The following is a 19,405-nucleotide window of genomic DNA, read 5'->3' as shown; positions in this document are numbered from 1 at the left end:
ATCCTTGGGGGCGCCGTCTTTCCGGCGACATAAACGCATGCTGCGGGCGTACCATCATGACGTCCGCAAGCATTTCCTCACCGCCTGCATCGCGGTGCACCACGACGGCTCACCGTCGCCTCAAAGGCTAATTCAGTGCCGATATAAAATTTCCTAAATTTCCCAGCATGCGACAATTGGTCTCGACTGATACCGTTATATAATGAAATAATTTGTTCCGTATCCCTTTCCAAATCCGGTGCCGCCGACCGCTATCGGCACGACCAAATGCAACAAAGCACTTGCGCTCCGGCGTGCATGTCGCCATTGACAGGCGATGTCATCAAAGCCCGAACCCCAGCGCCTCGACCAGCTTCTGGTCGCCCTCGACCTCTTCGCCAGCCGCTCGCGCGCCCGCGACGCGATCCAGCGCGGCACGGTAAAGATAGACGGCAAGGTCGTCACCAAGCCGAGCCTCGTGTTTTCGGCCGATCATGAATTCTCGATCGACGATCCGGCGCAGGACTACGTGTCACGCGCGGCGCTGAAGCTTGTCGCCGGGCTCGACCATTTCAAGCTCGACCCTGAGGGACGCGAGTGTCTCGATGTCGGGGCCTCGACCGGTGGCTTCACCGAGGTCCTGCTGAAGCGCGGCGCGGCCCATGTGACCTCGATCGACGTCGGCCATGGGCAGTTCCATCCGCGGCTCGCCGACGACGAGCGCGTCACCAATATCGAGGGGCTGAACGCCCGCTACCTCGAACCCGAAGACATCGACGAGCGGCCCATCGACTTCATCGTTTCGGACGTATCCTTCATCTCGCTGAAGCTGGCGCTCGCCCCCGCGCTCGATCTGGCGGGACCGGGCAGCCACTGCCTGCTGCTGGTCAAGCCGCAATTCGAGGCGGGCCGCGACGCGATCAGCAAGGCCGGCCTCCTCAAGGAGCCGGAAACCGCACCGCTCGTTGCAGCTGAGCTGGAACGCTGGCTTGTCGAGGACATGGGCTGGGAAAGCCTCGGCCTCATCCCGTCCCCCATCGCCGGCGGCGACGGCAACGAGGAATTCCTGCTGGCGGGTCGCAAGCCGGAGGACGAGGAATGAGTACGGAAACCGTCACCATCGACAGCCTCGGCGCGCAAGGCGACGGCATCGCCCATGGCGCGGCCGGCCCGATTTACGTTCCCTTCTCGCTGCCCGGCGAAAAGCTCGCCATCGCCCGCGTCAAGAACCAGGGCACGATCATCTCCTATACCGAGACCTCCAGCGAGCGCATCACGCCGGCCTGTCGCCATTTCGGTCCCGACGGGATCGGCGGAAGTTGCGGCGGGTGTTCGCTGCAGCACATGGCGAAGCCGGCCTATAACGCCTTCAAGCGCTCGCTGGTCATCGCAGCATTGAAATCCAAGGGCATCGACGCGCCGGTCGGCGAGATCATCGAGGCCGATCCGGGGCAACGCCGGCGCGTTGTATTTGCCGCCAGACGGACCGAAAAGGAACTGCTGATCGGCTTCAACCAGGCGGAAAGCCACCACATCGTGGCCATCGAGGAATGTCCCATCGCCTCGGCAGGCATCCTGTCGAGGCTCGATGCGCTGAAGAAAATCGGCTGGTCCGCGACGACCAATGCCGACCCCTTCCGGATGACGGTGATCGAGACGATTTCCGGCCTCGACATCGCGCTGGACGGCATCAAGACACTCGCCGACAAGGACCGCCGCGCCATCACCGAAACGGTGCTTGCGATGCGCGGCATCGCCCGCGTCTCCTTCAATGGCGAAGTGGTGATCGAGCCGCAGAAACCTGTCCTCGACTTTTCCGGCATCCCCGTTTTTCCTCCGCCCGGCGCTTTCACCCAGGCGACCATCACCGCTGAGGAAGCCATGGCGCGGCTGACACTTCAGCATGTCGGCAAGGCCAAGCGGGTCGCCGATCTCTTCGCCGGCATCGGCACGTTTGCGCTCAGGCTCGCCCGCACCGCGCAGGTGCTCGCGGTTGAGAGCGAGGAAAAGGCGCTGAAGGCGCTCGACTTCGCCGCACGCAACACGCAAGGGCTGAAGCCCGTCAAGGTCGAGAAGCGCGACCTTTTCCGCCGTCCGCTGATGACCGCCGAACTCAAGACCTTCGACGCCGTGGTCTTCGACCCGCCGCGCGCCGGCGCGGAGGCGCAGTGCAAGGAACTCGCCCGCTCCTCCGTCAAGAAGATCGTGGCCGTAAGCTGCAATCCGCTGTCGCTTGCCCGCGATCTCGCGCTGCTGACCGCCGGCGGTTACCGCATCGACAGCGTAACGCCAATTGACCAGTTCCTGTGGTCGCCGCATGTCGAAGTCGTGGCAACGCTTTCCAAGGGGTGATGGCCCGAAGCCTGTCCATCAATACGTGTAGAGGGTGCCCGAGCCGGTAACGTTGGCGCAGCGGCAACGGCCGCCAACGCGACCGGGCTGGGCCGGACACGTGAACTGCCCGCTCATCCTGGCGCTCGCCGGCGGATCGACCGCGCAATAATAGCGCTGCGGACGCACGCCCGGCTGCGGCTTCGGCCGGTTGGACTGGCTGTTGACGATGGTGCCGCCGCTCTGGGCGAAAGCCACGGCCGCCGTCAGCGGCTCCAGCATGGCGGTGGCGGTCACGATCAATGCGAGGGCGAGGCTTCCAGCTGAAATCTTCACCGTTCGGCTCCTCCGTTTTTCCTCCGGCGATAAGAGACCGCCAGTGATTAAAGAAACACCAAGAGGCGATATTATGGTCTCGCCTCGTCCCCTGCATTCGCACGTTATCTGTCTGTGATTTATCCGCGCCCTTTCATGAAGCTCTGGAAAGAGGCCATGGCCTCGGCGCTCTTCAGGCGTTCTATGAAATAGGTGAGTTCCTCTTCCATGCGGGCGAGCAGTTCGCCACGGTCGCCGCGCAGCAGGTCGCGGGTGATGCGCATGGCTTCCGGCGGCTTGGCGGCCAGCGAGGCTGCAAGCTTCAGGGTCTCTGGCTCGACGGCTTCGGGGGCAACGACCTTCCAGATCAGGCCCGCATCCTTCGCCTCGGCGGCGGAGAAGCCCTCTCCGGCAGCGAGCAGGGCAAAGGCCCGCTGTTGCCCCATCATGCGCGGCGCGAGCAGGCTGGAGCCGGCTTCCGGCACCAGAGCGAGATCGACGAAGGGGGTCCTGAACAGGCTGCGATCGGAGGCAATCGTCATGTCGCAATGCATGTTGATGGTCGTGCCGATGCCGATGGCAAGACCATCGACGCCTGAGACGACCGGCTTCGACACGCTCCAGATCGCCTTCAGCACCTCAAAGGCCGCCGGCTGATCGACGGTTCCGGCCATGGCATAGGCGAGGAAATCGGCCATGTCGTTGCCGGCGGAGAAGCAGCCTTCGGTTCCGAGCAGGGCAATCGTGCGGATCGCCGGATCGGTCTCGCCCTCGAGAAGACCCGCGGTCATCTTCTGATACATCGCCTTGGTGATGGCGTTCTTCTTTTCCGGGCGGTTGAAGCGGATCACCAGAACACCGGGACAGGCCTCGGGACGTTCGATCAGGATATGGTCGGTCATAAATTCTTTCCCAGTTGGCGTTGCACTCCCAAAACGGGAGGCTGGTTCAAACGAAATCACCTCTGGCCAGCTGTCATCTTTCCTCCAAGGAGGGCGAAAATACGTGGCAAACTTTCTGCCTGCCCCGAACAGCGGCGGTTGGTTGAGACCCTCTTTCTTGTTGGAGGGGTACTAGCCGAGAAGCGCACGTGCGGCCGTCAGGCTCGCTTCGCCGTTGATCACGCGATCCTTCAGCGCAGCCGTTTCGGCAATCAGGTTTTCGGCGGCAAAGCGGCAAAGGACAACACGTTCGAAACCGCCGGTTTCAGCGTCGGCGAGCGCACCCTTCGCAAGATAGGCGCCGGTCAGCGCCAGGCCGAACAGCCGCTGGTAAGGGGTGGCGCCTGCAAGTGCTGCAGCGGTGTTGCCCTCGGCAATCCGGGCGAGCAGCCATTCGGTCGCCTCGTCGAGATCGGCAAGGCTTGCCTCCAGACGGTCGGCCGTGGTGCCGAAACCGTCCCGGTTCAAGCCACGAACGGAGGAGACGATTTCCCTGAGTTCGGTGATGAAGCCCCTGACATGGTCGCCGTTCGACAGCGGCAGCTTGCGGGTGACGAGGTCGATCGCCTGAATGCCGTTGGTACCTTCATAGATCGGGGCGATGCGGGCGTCTCGCAGGTAACGGGCGGCACCCGTCTCCTCGATGAAGCCCATGCCGCCATGAACCTGAATACCGAGCGATGCGACATCGACGCCTGCGTCAGTGGCGAAGGACTTGGCAATCGGGGTGAGCAGCGCTGCGCGTTCCTGCCAGTGCGCGGCGCGGTCCGCCCGCGCGTGGTGGGCCATGTCGGTTGCGTGGGCGCAGGTGTAGCAGATGGCGCGCGCGCCCTGCGTCAGCGCCTTCATCGTCACGAGCATGCGGGCGACGTCGGGATGCTCGATGATCGGGCTCATTCCCCCGGTCTGGCCTGAACCCGACCAACCCGGGGCCTTGCCCTGCGTGCGTTCCTTTGCGAAGGACACCGCCTTCTGGGTGACCGCCTCGCAGATCGCCACGCCCTGCATGCCGACGGCAAGACGGGCATTGTTCATCATGGTGAACATGCAGGCGAGGCCCTTGTTCTCCTCGCCGATCAGGTAGCCGATCGCCCCGGCTTCATCGCCGTAGCGGCCATCGCCATAGATCATGGTGCAGGTGGGCGAGCCATGGATGCCGAGCTTGTGTTCCAGCGAATGGCAGTGGAGATCGTTGCGAGCCCCCAGCGAACCATCGTCATTGACGAGGAATTTCGGCACGAGGAAGAGCGAGATGCCGCGCGTGCCGGCCGGCGCATCCGGCAGGCGGGCAAGAACCAGATGAACGATGTTGCGGGTGATTTCGTGCTCGCCCCAGGTGATGAAGATCTTCTGGCCGAAGATGCGGTAGGTGCCGTCATCACGGCGCTCGGCGCGGGTCTTCATCACGCCGAGGTCCGAGCCGGCATGGGGTTCGGTCAGGTTCATGGTTCCGGTCCATTCGCCGGATACCATCTTGTGCAGGTATTTTTCCTTGAGTTCGGCGCTGCCGTGAGCCGTCACCGCTTCGACGGCGCCCATGGTCAGAGTCGGACCGAGCGCGAAGGCCATGGAGCCGGAATTCCACATTTCGAGGGCTGCGACGTTCAGCATGTGGGGCAGCCCCTGCCCGCCGAAGGCCGGCGAAGCGACAAGCGAATTCCAGCCGCCCTCGGCCCAGTGGCGGTAAAGATCCGCCCAGCCATCCGGCACCTCGACCTTGCCATCCACGAGGCGCGCGCCCTGCTTGTCACCGATTTCGGCAAGCGGCGCGACTTCATCGCTGGCGAAGCGTCCGGCCTCTTCAAGAATGGCGTCGACGAGATCGTCGCTGAGATCGCCCAGCTGCCCCTCTTCCAGCGCATCGGCCATGCCGGCCACGTGTTTCAGCGTGAAAGCGATTTCCTCAACCGGTGCGTTGTACACGGACAGCCTCCTCCTGCTTTGCCGTTGCGCCATGGGACCTTTTCTCCACCCCCGGAAAGGATCCCGCAACTGGTCTTTTGGCTAATTTATTTTTACGTAAACGTCAAATCTTTTTGCTGCATCGGTGCCCTTGAGACAGGTAACGGGCAGGTCTGGAAAGTGACCGCCGCCGTAACGATACGCCCAGATTTGGACGATACAGCGCCGCCCGGATTGCCGTACCTCATTGGGATTACAGCGATCGCGGATGGACCCAATGACGCTTGACCGATCACTCGCACTCGTGACGGCGATCCTGCTCGCCACCATTCTCGGCGTGGGCGGCTACATCGTCGTAGACGGTACCCGCCAGCAGCTCGAAGCCGCCAAGGGCGACGAGATGCAGGCAACCGCCCTGCTGCTCACCTCGTCCATGGCGCAATCGGCCAGCCTTTCGGCAACCCATGCCGACCGTATCGCCAAGGATCCACTCGTCCTCGACCTGATGAAGAAGGGCGACCGGGAGGGACTGACCTCGCTTCTGAAGCCGACCTACGACGCGCTGGCCAGCGAAGCTGGCGTCAACATGCTGCATTTCCACACAAGCGACATCAAAAGCTTCCTGCGCGTGCAGGATCCGAAGAACTTCGGGCAGGATCTTTCGACAATCCGCCCGATGATCCTTGCAGCCAACCGCAGCCATATCCTGCAGAAGGGGCTGGAAGTCGGACTTGCCGGTCTCAGCCTGCGCGCGGTCGCCCCGATGCTCGAAGGCGAGACGCTGGTCGGAACGGTCGAGGTCGGCGTCGACCTGAAAACACTCCTGGAAATCGCCAAGTCGGCATCGGGAGCCGATTACGCCCTGTTCCTCAGCCCTGCGATGACGGGAATCATGCCGAAGGACAGCGCCGTGAAAGCCGACGGCGCCGGGCTTGCCATCGAATCGGCAACCGACACCACGCTTTTCCAGAAACTCTACGACCGTCGCGCCATCGGCCTTTCCCGAGAGCCGACATCCGCCATGGTGGAGCTTGACGACCACAGATACGGCACCTTCGCCCAGCCGCTTCTGGACTATTCCGGCCGGATGATCGGGACGATCTTCATCGTTCGCGATTTCTCCACGATCGAGAGCGGTTTCCTGCGGTCGATCGCAATGGCGGCGATCGTTGCCGCCGTCGGCGGTATCTTCGTTTTCTCGATCGTCACCGTGGCCCTGCGGGCAGTGCTGATCCGCCCCCTTACCGATCTCGCCGACCATGCGGAGGCGCTGGCATCGGGAAAGGCCGAAGGCGCTGCGCCGGAGGGCAGCGGTCATGGCGATCTCAGGCGGCTGAAGGACGCCATCGACAGCCTGTCGGCTGGCCGCGTTACCGCAGAGGGCAAACCCCATGACGGAGGCGACGCGTGAAGCCAGCCGTCCTGCGCCCGATCCTCGTCCTCGCCGGCTGGCTTTGCCTTATCCTGTCGGGAACGGCGATGGCGGACGAAACCCCTCGCCTGCCAAAGGGCGTACATCTGCCGCTCGCCGTCCATTTCTCGATGCGGGTGCTCGACATTTCCAGGTTCAACGAGACCTCGGGCGAAGCCTCGATGACGATCGAGACCACCGAACGCTGGAAGGACCCCACCCAGGCGTTCGATCCCAAGACCACCGGCTTTGCCCGTTTCGACTATGTGGGCGCCGAGGCCGAGGCGAAGCTCGCCGGCATCTGGACGCCGGCAACCGAGATCGAGAACCGCATCGGCGAGCCCAGATCCGGCTCCGTCGCCCTGACGATGCGGGCGGACGGCACGGTGACCCGTATCCGGCGGATCGATGCCGATTTCCGGGTTGAGGTCGACATGACGACCTTTCCGTTCGACCGACAGACCCTGACGCTCTCGCTCGTCACGCCGCGGCATTCGGCCGACGAGGTCATCTTCGTGATGAACGACATAGACCGGGAACTTGCCTCGGTCGCATCCGAGCTTTCGGCCAATAGCTGGACGGCCCGGTCGCTGCAATTCGTGATGGAGCGTTTCTACGGATGGAACGCCAAGCCCTTCGTGCGGATCAAGGCATCGACCGAGATACAGCGCAAATGGCAGCATTATGTGCTGCCGATCTTCGTTCCCTTCGCCGCCGTGCTTTCGGTGTCGCTGTTCCTGCTGTGGGCTCCGGCGCGCCTGCGGGGCGACGAGGCGCCGATGACCTATTCCGCCCTGCTCGCCCTCGCCGCACTCGGATTCACCTATGAATCGAGCTTCCCCGGCGCCATCTCGATGAATTCGCCCGTCGCCTTCATGGTGTCGCTCGGCTATTTCTATCTCGTCATCGTGCTTCTCGTCTCCATGCTGCTGACCGACGCCAACTTTCCAGGGCGACGGCGATATCCGCATCTGGAAGAGACGATCCGCGCCAATATCCGCTTCTCCATTCCGATGAGTTTCCTGCTTATCTGCATCTGCTCCGTGCTGCTGTCGCTGCTCTGACACAAGGATTGTAATCGAACTGTCACAATGCAGGCATAGAAGCGCTGGCGGGCCGTTTCCGGAGCAGACCGATGCATCCCCTCAGCACGAAAATTCCCGGCCTCGTCTGGGGCTATGTGATCAATGCGTCTTCCGGCCGGGCTACCCGCTTTTCGCCCGAAACCGACCCCACCGACATCAGGATCGATGAAGGCAGTTTCGTCTGGCTGCATCTCAATCTCGCCGATGCGCGCTGCACCGCCTTTCTCGATAACTTTCCCGGCCTGACCGAGCAGGCGCGCGCAGCCCTGACGACGCACGAAGCCCATGCCGCGCTGACCGTGGACGAACAGGCTTTCTACGGCACTCTGGTCGACTTCCAGCGGGAGTTCGACGCCACCACCCGCGATATCGGCTGGCTGCATTTCGCGCTGTCCAACGGTTTCATCATTACCACGCGGCTGCAGCCAATCCGGTCAATCGACCCGGTGCGGGCGACCATCGAGAAGAACGCGGCGAAGTTCCGTCAGCCGATCCAGATCTTCGAAGCGCTGGTGGTGGAGTTCCAGCGAGGCATCATGTCCGTGGTGCTGGAACTGACCGACGAGCTGAACGCCATCGAGGATTTCGTCTATGACAGCGAACTTCGTGACGAGCGCCGGCGGCTCGCTCCGGTCCGGCGCGTCGTCGTCAGGCTGCACCGGCACCTGCGCACCGTGCTGGCGCTGATGCGCCGGGCAGCAGCGGCCGACGATGATGAACTGCCCTCCGGCTTCGAGGATGTCGCAGAGAGGCTGGTGAACCGGCTGGAGGCGGCAGACAACGACGTCTATGCGCTGCAGGAAAGGGCGAGGCTGCTGCACGAAGAAATCGATTCCAAGCTTTCCTCGGAAACCAACCGCCACCTCTATGTCCTGTCGCTGATGACAGCCTTCCTGCTGCCTCCGTCTCTGGTGACAGGTTTCTTCGGAATGAACACTTCGTCCCTGCCTTTTGCCGAGGGCATCGGCGGCACGCTGTGGGCCGTGGGCTTCATCGCCGTGTCGATCATCGCGGCATGGCTGATCCTCAGGCGCGCCGATATCCTTTGAAACAGGTTGTCTTCAAAACGAAATGCCCGACCAGCGGCCGGGCATCGTGACTTCTAAGGTACTGCCTGCGATCAATAGTAAGGCGACAGGCACTGACGGCGCGGGCCGTAGTTCGGCTGGAAGGTGTTGCTGTAGGAATCGTAGGAACGATACCTTGCATAGCACCACTCATAGTGCCGCGGATTGATGCCGGAGGCGCGCCGCGGAGCCGGCGGTGCGGCTATGGCGCCACCGATCACCACACCTGCGCCGAAGGCTGCGAGCGGATACCACCAGCCGTCGTTATGACGACGGTAGCCGGGGCGGTAATCGCGATAACCACGATGGCCATGATAATAGCCCGGCGGCGGGCGGCGATAGTAATCGACCGCTGTCACGTCAGACGTTGCCGTGACGGGCGCGGTCACCGGCATCGCCTGCGACGGCACGAAGCTCGTCAGGACGACGGCGGAAGCCAGGGCAACAGCGGCCCAGCGCTTCATCATATTTGTCATGTCAGTTCTCCATTCCCTGCTTGGTCAGGATGCACAAGGCGAGTCTTGAACGACGGGCGAGAAAAATCACGGTATCGACAAGACTTGACAGCAAGCTATCCGGTCCATCCTGAACCCATTATTAACATCATAAAGCTGTAGGGAACTTGTGACACATCACTATCGATTGAAGAACAATGTGAAGCCCAGCCCCGAACTTCGCTTTAGCGAAGGGGAAACGCAGCACGCAGATCATTGTTCCGTCGCATCTTCGGCGAAGCAGGCAAAACAGTCAAAAAGGCGACGGATCGCCCCGCCGCCTTTCATGAACATGTTTTCCGCCAGCAGACGGCTTTTGCTTCAGGCCTCGATCTCGAGGTCGCCCTTCGGACGCGAGCAGCAGGCGAGAATGTAACCCTCGTCGATCTCGTCATCGAGAATACCGCCATTGTGGTTCATCTCGACCTCGCCGGAGAGCTTCATCACCTTGCAGGTTCCACAAAGACCCGATTCACAGGCAGCACCGATGCGCACGCCCGCGGCACGCGCGGCCTGCAGGACCGTGTGGCCGGGCTCACAGAGCCCTTCCTTGCCGGACATGGTAAAGGAGACCTTGGTCGCAACAGCGCCATCGGAGTGATCGGCGACCACCACCGGCGGCTCGGGCGCCACCGGCTGGAAGGCTTCCTCGTGGTAGTTCTTCATGTCGAAGCCGGCGCCCGACAAGGCTTCGCGAACCGTCGCCATGAACGGCTCGGGGCCGCAGCAGAACACGGTGCGCTCCAGGAAATCCGGAGCGAGCAACGCGATCTTCGCCTTGTCTATGCGTCCCTTGAGACCCGACCAGAGCTGACCACGGGCAATCTGCTCGACGATGAAGCCGAGCGTCAGGTGCGGCATATCGCGCGCCTTGGCTTCCAGCTCCCAGCGGAAGATGATGTCATCCGGCGAGCGAGCGCAGTTAAGGAACACGATATCGCTGTCGGGAGCACGGTCGCCCATGTCGCGGGTCATCGACACCATCGGCGTGACGCCCGAACCGGCCGAAATGAAGAGGTACTTCCTGCCGGGGTGCTTGGCGTAGGAAAAGTCGCCGAGCGGGCCGATGGCCTTCAACTTCATGCCCGGCTTCAGATTGTCGAACATCCAGCGGGTGCCGATCGAATCCTTCTGCGCCTTCACGGTCACGGCGACCGTGTAGGGGCGAGAGGGGCTCGACGACAGCGTGTAGGTCCGCATTACCGGTTCGGGCGACGCCGGGATCTCCAGCGTGACGAACTGCCCCGGTAGATAGCGGAACCAGTGGCCGGGCCGGTCGGGCCGGAATGTGAAGGTCATCACATCCGGCGCCTCGGGCGTCACGGCCACACATTCAAGGCGATGCTCCCTGTCGGACCAGGGACGCATCTCATCGACATGACGATAGGTCACGGCAACCGTCATCTCAGGCGACCGCGGACAGGCGGGCCTTGTCGCCCTGCAGACGGTTGATCATGAAGTTCGAGTACCATTCGACGAACTGCATGACGCCGCCTTCGTGGTCGGCCGAGTACGGACCCGGCTCATAGGCCGGCGAACGGATACCGAAGGCGTTCTCTTCCACAATGGCGCGGTCCTGGTCGTTGGTCATGTTCCAGACATGGGTCAGGTCCTCGACATTGTAGTCGACGCCTTCGACCGCATCCTTGTGAACGAGCCAGGTCGTGGTGACGGCGGTTTCCTCGGCCGAGATCGGCAGGACGCGGAAGGAGATCGCGTGGTCGCCCAGCATATGGTTCCAGGTCGTCGGGTAGTGGAACAGCAGCATGGTGCCGATATGGGAGATCGGAACATCATCCGACAGCGGCCGCTTGACCGCGCGCTTGCCGTCCATGGTGTAGCTTTCGGCGTCCTGGATCAGCGGCATGCGGGCAACGCGGAACTGGCCGGACGGGTCCATCGTGAACTCGCTCGGGAGACCGGCACCCTCGCAGCGGGCCCAGTGCTCGGAAATGAACGGATCGTCCTTGGCGCCCTGAACGCCGGTCGCGGTCGGGGCCTCCGGATAGGTGCGGCAGAGCTCCGGATGGTTGCCGGCGCAGTGGTAGCACTCGCGATTGTTTTCCCAGACGAGCTTCCAGTTGCCCTTCTCGATGATGGTGTTCTTGTGGGCGACCTTGGCTTCCCACAGGCGGTGAGGCTTCATGTAGGGCTCGATCGTCGCGCGGACCGGGGCGAAATCGGACGGCTCCTCGGCGAGGCAGACGAAGATGTAACCGCCGACGCTTTCGCAGGCGACGTGCTTCATGCCGAACTGCGCCTTGTCGAAATCCTCGCCCATCTGGCGGGCGAAGACCAGCGAACCGTCGAGGTCATAGGTCCACTGGTGATAGGGACAGACGAGCTTGGCCGAAGCGCCGCTTTCCTTGGTGCAAACGCGGTGGCCGCGATGGCGGCAGGTGTTGTGGAACGCGCGGATCACGCCGTCCTTGCCGCGCACGACAACGACCGGGTAATCGCCGATCTGGACGGTGAAGTAATTGCCGGCCTTCGGGATTTCGCAGTCATGGCCGATGAACAGCCAGTCGCGATACCAGATGGTCTCCATGTCGAGCTTGAAGTAATCCTGGTCGATATAGAACGGCTGCTCGAGGCTGAAGCCTTCGCGGCGGTTCTTCAATTGGCGCAATACCGTGCTCTGCAAATCCATCGTCGTCCTCGTTTCGTTACGGCAATGGCGAGGGACGAGCACATGTACGGGACCAGTCTCCGGGAAAAGACCGACCGAACCTGTCTCGGGCCGCCCGCCGCGACCTTCAATCTTTTCTCTCTCGCGGCTGGTTTCCGGGCTCTGGAGACGTCCGGAGAACCGGACTGCGTGGAGCGCCTTCCCAGGAAGACTTCCCAGTGGCTTTTTGCCCTTACGCTTGTTCTCCACCACCGTTGCGGGGGCAGCGCCGGATTTTGACCGGCTTCCCAATTTTCCGCCCTCCCTAGCAGGGCGGCACCTTGAGCTTGAAATTATCTAATCACAATTACTTAGGTTCCGCTGCATTGCGAAACGACACGGCATCAAATGTTTGCGACATGGGCGCAGATGGTGGCCCTGAGTGATATTTTCCGGAATGCTTCATTTTTTCAGTCAGTTAAAAAAATCGTTGCCGAAAAATCGGGCAACCAATGGCGCAAAATGACAAGGACAGATCTGCGACGTCCGACGCACCTCTCGCATGGCAAGCCTCGCGAAACCGTGATCGCGGAGAATACCGACAAATTGTCGTTAAACACTCTCGTTCTAGAATCATCCCGGTTGTCACTCCCGATCGAGCCTCGCCATGCAGAAGCTGAGATACTACGCCGCCCCGAAGAAGCCTTCCGCGCTGCCGACCCCAACGACGCGCGCCGTGCACACGGAGTTCCTGCGCACGGGACGTATCCTGCGGCGCCGCGAAGACTGGCTGCCGGAAGAAAAGCGCTACCTCACCCATGAGGAGGTCGCCGAACGGACAGGACGCCGGCTCGAAACCGCCGGCGAGACCACCCACAACCGGATCAACGGCTTTCATCGTTCGATCCAGTTCCCCAAGCTGATCTTTCACAAGACGCTCGATAACAGGCCGCATCTCGGCTACTGTCATGTCACCGCGGCGCGGACGAACTTCGCAAAATACGCCGATGTCAAATGGGCCTTCTACATCGCCAATTTCTTCGCCGAGGTAGGCGAAGGCGACCAGTTCTTCGAACAGATCCGGACGAACTATTCACGCATGTATTTCGCCGTCGCAATCCAGCCGGACCAGTCGAGCAAATCCATGGCGATCGACCGCTCGATCCGCGAGAACGGTCTACTGTTTCGCACCCACGATCCGAAGGAAGCGCTGAAGAACGTGCTGATGCTCGGCGCGCGCGACGCGCAACTGCGCAAAATCATCGCCAGACTCTAGGTCAATCCGGAAGATCCTCAGAAGCGACCGGCCGGGGTCTTCTTGTAGATCAGCCAGTCCTTCGGCACGTAGTCGCTCGCGCCGTAGATGGTGACCGTGTTGCCGCCGGCGGCGCGTGAGGAAGCGAGCGCTTTTTCGGCGAAATTAGTAAAGTCGAAAGCGTTCGGCGCCTGTTCGGACAGGCAGATACCGAAGGACATCAGCACCTGGCCGAGCGCACGGCCATTGCCGGAATTGACGACCGCCGTCGCCTTCAGCTTGGAGCGTATCAGATCGACGATGCGGCTCACCTCTTCCTGCTCGGATGTATAGAGCAGCATGCCGAAACGACCGCCATCGAAGCGACAGGCGAGATCGCCTCTGCCGGCCACGGCCTGCATGACCTTGGCGACCTGCTTGAGGAAGCGGTCGGCAACCGCGGGACCCATCTGTTCCGAAAGGCGGGTGAAGTCATCGATTTCGCCGATCGCGACGCCGCACAGGACCGGCATTTCCGGATTGGCGTAAACCTTGGCGACGGCCTTGTTGAAGGCGCGGCGGCTGGAAAGCCCGGTCAGCGGATCGACGAACTTGGTCGCCTCGGCATCCTCGGCTTCGCGCTGCATGTCCGCAAGCGCTACCGTCTTGTCGACCACGGCCCTGACGACGTTGCTGTTCTGGCTGGCGCGCTTTTCTGTTGCAACCTTGAGCGCCTTGATCGACTGGCCGAGTTCCGCGTGATCGACTTCCCCGACCGTCTGGATGACCTTGGAGGCATCGCCGATCAGGCGGCCGTAATCGCTGAGCGACACCTTCTCCTCGTTTAGCAGGGAGATGAAGTTGCTCATCTCGGCGCGAACCTGCCCATTCTGGCGCGCCAGAAGGCCGTCCTCGTGATGGTGGGGGAGATATTTGCGGCCTAGTGCATCGAGCGCTTCCTGCGTCTTCACCTTGCCGAGCGCGATGAAGTCGCGAACCAGTTCCGGATTGCCTCCCGCATAGGCTTCGTAGACCAGTTCATAATTTCTTGGCAGGCCGTCAATTCCCATCTGATGCATGGCGGTTGCGACACGAAGAGCGATGCTTGAGGCGGGATTCTTGACTTGCTGCATGGTTCTTTTTTCCGGCGGGTGAAGGCGAAAGGCTCGAACGAGCGGACTATAGGCGCAACATTTCTTTCTTTCGGTTACGTCGGTAGATAAAGTTTTACGGATACGCTCCGACGGTGTTGCGAGGCTCGCCGACAACTGTGGAAAACCCTTGCCGTGGCCTTCAAAATCAACGTTTGCCCCCACCCGCCAAGACGCGCTATTGACGGCGAGACACATGACAGGAAGGCGTTGATACATGGCTCGGCTGATCCCGATCGACAGCGACAGGCAAGGCGCAATCGATGCGGCCATCGAGATCCTGTCGCAGGCACGGCCCATAGCGCTGCCGACCGAGACCGTTTACGGGCTTGCGGCGGATGCGACCGATCCGGCGGCGATCACCAGCATCTATGAAACGAAGGGCCGGCCGCGCTTCAATCCGCTGATCTGCCACATGGCGGATCTCGCCATGGCGGAACGCTATGCCGACTTCGATCCCATTTCCCGCGCGCTTGCAGCCCGCTTCTGGCCGGGGCCGCTGACGCTCGTCGTTCCGCTCAAGGCCGGAAGCTCCATCCATCCGCTTGCGACCGCCGGGCTCGACACCGTCGGCATCAGGGTGCCCAAGGGTTTTGCCGGCGACCTGATCCGCGCCTTCGGCAAGCCGCTTGCCGCACCCAGCGCCAATTCCTCCGGCAAGATCAGCCCGACGACGGCCGAGCATGTGGAGGCCGATCTCGGCGGCAGGATCGAACTCATCGTGGATGGCGGCCCCTGCCCTGTCGGCGTCGAATCCACCATCGTCAAGGTGGAGGATGGCCGGATACGGCTGCTGCGTCCGGGCGGAATTGCCGCCGAGGACATCGAAGAGGCGACCGGGCTTGCTGTCGAACGGCTGAAACCCGCCGGCACGGCTGCAATCGAAGCGCCCGGCATGCTCGCCTCGCATTATGCGCCGAACGCCCATGTGCGGCTCGACGCCCAGTCCATTGCTCCGGGCGAGGCGTTGATCCGCTTTGGCGATGCTGAGATCGCGGGCGAGAAGGACGCATCCATCGTGCTGAACCTCAGCCGCCACGGCGATCTGGCAGAGGCGGCGGCGAACCTCTTCGGCTATCTCAAGCAGGCCGATCAGGCCCGCCCTTCCGGCATCGCGGTCATGCCGATCCCCATGCAGGGGCTTGGCGAAGCGATCAACGACCGGCTGAAACGCGCAGCGGCTCCCCGCAGCGCATAGGAGAACGATGTGAGCAGCGGCACCCTGTCCGAAACCTTGAAGGCCCTCGTGGCGATCGTGGGCGAGGCAAACGCGCTGACCGCTGCCGCCGATATCGCGCCCTATCTCGTGGAAAGCCGGGGGCTCTATCACGGCTCCTCGCCGCTGGTGCTGAAGCCCGGATCGACCGAGGAGGTTTCCGCCATCATGGCGCTCGCCAGCCGGACGGGCACGCCCATCGTGCCGGCCGGCGGACGCACGGGCCATGTGGGCGGACAGGTGCCGCGCGATGGCCTGTCGGACGTCGTGCTTTCCCTTGAACGCATGAACCGTATCCGCGAGATCGACATTTCCGGCGAAGTGATCGTGGCCGATGGCGGGGCCATCCTCGCCGATATCCAGAAAGCGGCGGCGGAGCATGACCGGCTGTTCCCGCTCTCGCTCGGCTCGGAAGGCTCCTGCCGCATCGGCGGCAATCTCTCCACCAATGCCGGCGGAACCGCAGTACTTGCCTATGGCAATGTCCGACAGCTCTGCCTCGGGCTGGAAGTGGTTCTGCCGACCGGCGAGATCTGGGACGGGTTGCGACGGCTGAAAAAGGACAATAGCGGCTACGACCTGCGCGACCTGTTCATCGGCGCGGAAGGCACGCTCGGCATCATCACCGGCGCGGTCCTGAAGCTTTTTCCCCGCCCGCGCGGCCATCAGGTCGCATTTGTCGGCCTTGCTTCGCCGGGGGATGCACTCGCGCTGTTCGAACGCGCCTCGACGCTCTGCGGCAGCGCGCTGACCGGTTTCGAGATCATGCCGCGCATCGGCATCGACTTCACCACGAAGCACATTGCCGGCGTTCGCGATCCACTGCCCTCGGCCCACCCATGGTATGCGCTGATCGATATCTCCACCTCGGATTCCGCCGAAACAGCGGAAAGAATGATCACCGGCCTGCTGGAAGAAACCCACGACACGGGGCTGGTGAAGGACGCTGTCATCGCTTCCTCGCTCGCCCAGCAGGAGGCCTTCTGGCGTTTAAGGGAAAGCATGTCCGACGCGCAGAAGCCGGAAGGCGGTTCCATCAAGCACGACGTCTCCGTGCCGGTTTCCAGCGTACCGCGCTTCCTTGCGGATGCGGATGCCGCCGTGATGGCCCGCATGCCGGATGCCCGCATCGTGTCGTTCGGCCATCTCGGCGACGGAAACATCCATTACAACATCAGCCAGCCGGTCGGCGCCGACAAGGCTGCGTTCATTGCCCGCTGGCGGGAGATGAACGCCATCGTGCATGCCGTCGTTCATGCGCATGGCGGCTCGATCTCGGCCGAGCACGGCGTCGGCCAGTTGAAGCGCGACGAACTGGCGGCAAGCCGTCCGGCAATCGAGACGGAGCTGATGAAGCGCATCAAGCTGGCTTTCGATCCGGCCGGCATCATGAACCCGGGCAAGATGGTTTCGACGTAATGAGCGGAGACAAGATCAAGCTGACACTCAGGCTCGACCTGCCGAACGGGGTTCGCCTCGGCCCCGGCAAGGTGTCGCTGCTCGCCGGCATCGCCGAGCACGGCTCGATCCGGGCGGCGGGCGCGACCATGGGCATGTCATACCGCCGGGCATGGCTGCTCGCCGACGAAATCAACCGCATGTTCAAGGAACCATCGATCTTCACCCGCCACGGCGGCAAAAGCGGCGGCGGCGCAGGATTGACGCCGTTCGGACAGGCCCTGCTCGACCGCTGCCGGAAGATGGAGGCGGAAAGCCGCAAGGTTCTGACTGACGATCTCCTGTGGCTTGAGGAAATGAGCGCACCGGATTTCCAGCCCGCAGGCGGCGGCGCCAAGGATGCGCACGAGGATTGAGCCTTTGGGGGACAGAGGGGGTGCCATAGTACGCAACCGTGGCAGTTCCCGCAGTCCCTCGCGTAAACCTATCCTACCGCACCGCCTGCCGGAAAATGGCTTCGGAGGCGAGCGATACGGTCTTGAACAGCAGATGCACGGGGGAACCGGTGGCGAGGCCGAGGCTCTTGGCGGACCGGCGCGTGACCTCGCATATCATCTGCTCGCCGCCGCAATCGACGGAGACCATGACAGAGTTTCCTTCCTCGCGCAGACCGATAACGACGCCGTGGAGTCGGTTGAGCGTGGAAATGCCCTCCAGCAGGCTGGTCGCAACGACGATCTCACTGACCGGCACGAAGACGCGGATTCGGGTGCCGACCGCCACATCGGTCTTTCGGAGGAAGAGCGGCCCGGCGGGACTTTCCGCAAGGGTAAGGCCATCCTCGGCGCTCTGGCCGGTAACGGTGGCATGCAGGAAATTGCCCGGCTGGACGCCGGCGCCCGGGGCCAGAATGTCGAGCACCTCGTCCGGCGCGCCGATTGCGGTGGCTCTGCCATGGGAAAGCGCGATCACGCGCGTCGCAAGACGGGCGACCTCTTCCAGCGAGTGGCTGACATAGAGGATCGGAATGCCGACCTCGTCGCGGATGCGCTCGATGTCGGGCAGGATCGCGGCCTTGAGTTCGACATCCAGCGCCGACAACGGCTCATCCATGAGCAGAAGGTGCGGGTTCGACATCAGCGCCCGGCCGAGCGCCACACGTTGCTTCTCGCCGCCCGACAGGCCGGAAGGACGCCGTGTCAGCAGGCGGGAAATGCCGAGCAGATCCGCCACGCGGTCAAGGCTTTCGGTCCGCTCTGCAGCGGGTACGAAACGCGTACCGTAAAGCAGGTTCTGGCGCACGGTCAGATGCGGGAAGAGCCTTCCCTCCTGAAAGACATAGCCGATACGGCGGCGATGGGGCGGAACGAAGTGGCCGGTCGCACCATCGCTCCAGACCTGATCGTTGAAGACGATGCGGCCCTTCGTCGGACGCACCAGACCGGCAACGAGATTGATGAGCGTGGTCTTGCCGGAGCCGGATGGGCCGAAGAAGACGGTCAGCCCCTGCCCGACCGAAAAATCGGCCACAAGATCGAAGCTCCCCTGATTGTGCTCGATATCGATGGTCAGCATCAGGCGCTCCCCATCCTTGCAGCCAGCCGCCGCGACAGGACCTCGGATGCCACCAGCGCCGCTAGCGAAACGGCAATGGAAATCAGCGTCAGGCGCATGGCCTGGAGATCGCCGCCCGGCACCTGGGTATAGGTGTAGATGGCCGAGGCCAATGTCTGGGTTTCACCGGGAATATTGGAAACGAAGGTAATGGTCGCGCCGAACTCGCCCATCGCCTTGGCGAAGGACAGCACCGTACCGGCAGCGATGCCCGGCAGGATCAGCGGCAGCGTGACAGTCAGGAACACCCACACCGGAGGCGCACCAAGCGTCGAGGCTGCCGATTCAAGCTTGCGGTCGACGGCATCCAGCGACAGGCGGATGGAGCGCACCAGCAGCGGAAAACCCATCACGGCGGCAGCAAGTGCTGCACCTGTCCAGCGGAAGGAGAAGACCAGCCCGAACCATTGGTCGAGAAAGGCCCCGACGGCACCGCGACGCCCGAAGGTGAGCAGCAGCAGGTAACCGGTCACGACCGGCGGCATGATGAGCGGCAGATGGATGATGCCGTTCAACAGGGTCTTGCCGTAAAAATCACAGCGAGACAGAAGCCATGCAACGAGCACCCCGACAGGCAGCGAGAAGGTCACGGCGGTAACCGCGACCTTCAGGCTGAGCAACATGGCTGTGGTTTCTTCAGGAGTAAGCGTCACCCGAAC

The 19,405-nt window shown here is 62.6% G+C and carries 18 protein-coding genes and 1 riboswitch; of the genes, 9 read left to right on the top strand and 9 right to left on the bottom strand.

All coding sequences use genetic code 11. From position 1 onward, the window contains the following. The first annotated feature begins 316 nt into the window (after positions 1–316). Both NBH21_RS01240 and NBH21_RS01235 read left to right on the top strand, forming a co-directional pair. Positions 317–1,081, top strand: coding sequence for a TlyA family RNA methyltransferase (locus NBH21_RS01240; protein WP_250912146.1), 765 nt, complete (start codon positions 317–319; stop codon positions 1,079–1,081). Further along, a complete protein-coding gene (locus tag NBH21_RS01235; RefSeq protein ID WP_250912145.1) occupies positions 1,078–2,331 on the top strand; it encodes a class I SAM-dependent RNA methyltransferase in 1,254 nt (417 codons plus the stop codon). The genes NBH21_RS01240 and NBH21_RS01235 overlap by 4 nt, the downstream gene beginning before the upstream one ends. Positions 2,332–2,349: 18 nt before the next feature. On the opposite strand, the gene NBH21_RS01230 is transcribed toward NBH21_RS01235, so the two are convergent. The 3 genes from NBH21_RS01230 to NBH21_RS01220 all read right to left on the bottom strand — a co-directional run bounded on the left by NBH21_RS01230 (position 2,350) and on the right by NBH21_RS01220 (position 5,489). After that, positions 2,350–2,646, bottom strand: a complete 297-nt coding sequence (locus tag NBH21_RS01230; RefSeq protein ID WP_250912144.1) for a hypothetical protein — start codon at positions 2,644–2,646, stop codon at positions 2,350–2,352. A 119-nt stretch (positions 2,647–2,765) separates the two neighbouring features. Then, positions 2,766–3,527, bottom strand: coding sequence for a crotonase/enoyl-CoA hydratase family protein (locus NBH21_RS01225; protein ID WP_250912143.1), 762 nt, complete (start codon positions 3,525–3,527; stop codon positions 2,766–2,768). A 171-nt stretch (positions 3,528–3,698) separates the two neighbouring features. Then, entirely contained in the window at positions 3,699–5,489 is a 1,791-nt protein-coding gene (locus tag NBH21_RS01220; protein WP_250912142.1) for an acyl-CoA dehydrogenase family protein, read from the bottom strand. A gap of 256 nt (positions 5,490–5,745) precedes the next feature. Between NBH21_RS01220 and NBH21_RS01215 the strand changes: the two genes are divergently transcribed. The 3 genes from NBH21_RS01215 to NBH21_RS01205 all read left to right on the top strand — a co-directional run bounded on the left by NBH21_RS01215 (position 5,746) and on the right by NBH21_RS01205 (position 9,013). Next, positions 5,746–6,879, top strand: a complete 1,134-nt coding sequence (locus NBH21_RS01215) for a cache domain-containing protein (protein ID WP_250912141.1) — start codon at positions 5,746–5,748, stop codon at positions 6,877–6,879. Further along, entirely contained in the window at positions 6,876–7,943 is a 1,068-nt protein-coding gene (locus NBH21_RS01210; protein ID WP_250912140.1) for a ligand-gated ion channel, read from the top strand. Before NBH21_RS01215 ends, NBH21_RS01210 begins: the two co-directional genes overlap by 4 nt. Before the next feature lie 71 nt (positions 7,944–8,014). Next, the gene (locus tag NBH21_RS01205) at positions 8,015–9,013 is read left to right on the top strand and encodes a CorA family divalent cation transporter (protein WP_250912139.1); all 999 of its coding nucleotides are present in this window, start codon (positions 8,015–8,017) and stop codon (positions 9,011–9,013) included. Between the two features lie 71 nt (positions 9,014–9,084). Here the strand turns inward: NBH21_RS01205 and NBH21_RS01200 are convergent, their stop codons facing one another. From NBH21_RS01200 to NBH21_RS01190, 3 genes are all read right to left on the bottom strand, one after another. Beyond that, a complete protein-coding gene (locus tag NBH21_RS01200) occupies positions 9,085–9,507 on the bottom strand; it encodes a BA14K family protein (protein ID WP_250912138.1) in 423 nt (140 codons plus the stop codon). Positions 9,508–9,846: 339 nt separating this feature from the next. Continuing rightward, positions 9,847–10,929: an FAD-binding oxidoreductase gene (locus NBH21_RS01195; protein WP_250912137.1), complete on the bottom strand. Its 1,083-nt coding sequence runs from the start codon at positions 10,927–10,929 to the stop codon at positions 9,847–9,849. Position 10,930: 1 nt separating this feature from the next. Continuing rightward, positions 10,931–12,175 carry an aromatic ring-hydroxylating oxygenase subunit alpha gene (locus NBH21_RS01190; RefSeq protein ID WP_250912136.1) on the bottom strand — a complete coding sequence of 415 codons (1,245 nt, stop codon included), beginning with the start codon at positions 12,173–12,175 and terminating at the stop codon, positions 10,931–10,933. Positions 12,176–12,283: 108 nt separating this feature from the next. Further along, positions 12,284–12,492: riboswitch (cobalamin riboswitch) on the bottom strand. A gap of 308 nt (positions 12,493–12,800) precedes the next feature. Here NBH21_RS01190 and NBH21_RS01185 point away from each other — a divergent pair. Then, the gene (locus NBH21_RS01185; RefSeq protein WP_250912135.1) at positions 12,801–13,409 is read left to right on the top strand and encodes a DUF6656 family protein; all 609 of its coding nucleotides are present in this window, start codon (positions 12,801–12,803) and stop codon (positions 13,407–13,409) included. Positions 13,410–13,426: 17 nt separating this feature from the next. On the opposite strand, the gene NBH21_RS01180 is transcribed toward NBH21_RS01185, so the two are convergent. Continuing rightward, positions 13,427–14,500, bottom strand: coding sequence for a GGDEF domain-containing protein (locus NBH21_RS01180; RefSeq protein ID WP_250912134.1), 1,074 nt, complete (start codon positions 14,498–14,500; stop codon positions 13,427–13,429). Positions 14,501–14,735: 235 nt separating this feature from the next. Between NBH21_RS01180 and NBH21_RS01175 the strand changes: the two genes are divergently transcribed. Genes NBH21_RS01175 through NBH21_RS01165 form a run of 3 tightly spaced genes read left to right on the top strand, consistent with a single transcriptional unit; the run spans position 14,736 to position 17,548 of the window. Continuing rightward, complete coding sequence (locus tag NBH21_RS01175) at positions 14,736–15,716, top strand: L-threonylcarbamoyladenylate synthase (RefSeq protein ID WP_250912133.1); 981 nt, start codon at positions 14,736–14,738, stop codon at positions 15,714–15,716. 9 nt (positions 15,717–15,725) lie between these two features. After that, a complete protein-coding gene (locus tag NBH21_RS01170; protein WP_250912132.1) occupies positions 15,726–17,153 on the top strand; it encodes an FAD-binding oxidoreductase in 1,428 nt (475 codons plus the stop codon). After that, on the top strand, positions 17,153–17,548 hold the full coding sequence (locus NBH21_RS01165) for a winged helix-turn-helix domain-containing protein (RefSeq protein ID WP_250912131.1): 396 nt from the start codon (positions 17,153–17,155) through the stop codon (positions 17,546–17,548). Before NBH21_RS01170 ends, NBH21_RS01165 begins: the two co-directional genes overlap by 1 nt. Before the next feature lie 73 nt (positions 17,549–17,621). On the opposite strand, the gene modC is transcribed toward NBH21_RS01165, so the two are convergent. Both modC and modB read right to left on the bottom strand, forming a co-directional pair. Next, on the bottom strand, positions 17,622–18,707 hold the full coding sequence (modC, locus tag NBH21_RS01160; RefSeq protein WP_250912130.1) for a molybdenum ABC transporter ATP-binding protein: 1,086 nt from the start codon (positions 18,705–18,707) through the stop codon (positions 17,622–17,624). Next, the gene (gene modB, locus NBH21_RS01155) at positions 18,707–19,399 is read right to left on the bottom strand and encodes a molybdate ABC transporter permease subunit (protein WP_342451971.1); all 693 of its coding nucleotides are present in this window, start codon (positions 19,397–19,399) and stop codon (positions 18,707–18,709) included. Before modB ends, modC begins: the two co-directional genes overlap by 1 nt. Positions 19,400–19,405 lie beyond the last annotated feature (6 nt).

The sequence above is a fragment of the Ciceribacter sichuanensis genome, from assembly GCF_024055605.1.
GTDB classification, from domain to species: Bacteria; Pseudomonadota; Alphaproteobacteria; order Rhizobiales; family Rhizobiaceae; genus Allorhizobium; species Allorhizobium sichuanense.
Note: the sequence above shows the minus strand (reverse complement) of the source record. Positions and strands in the feature narration are given on the sequence as shown.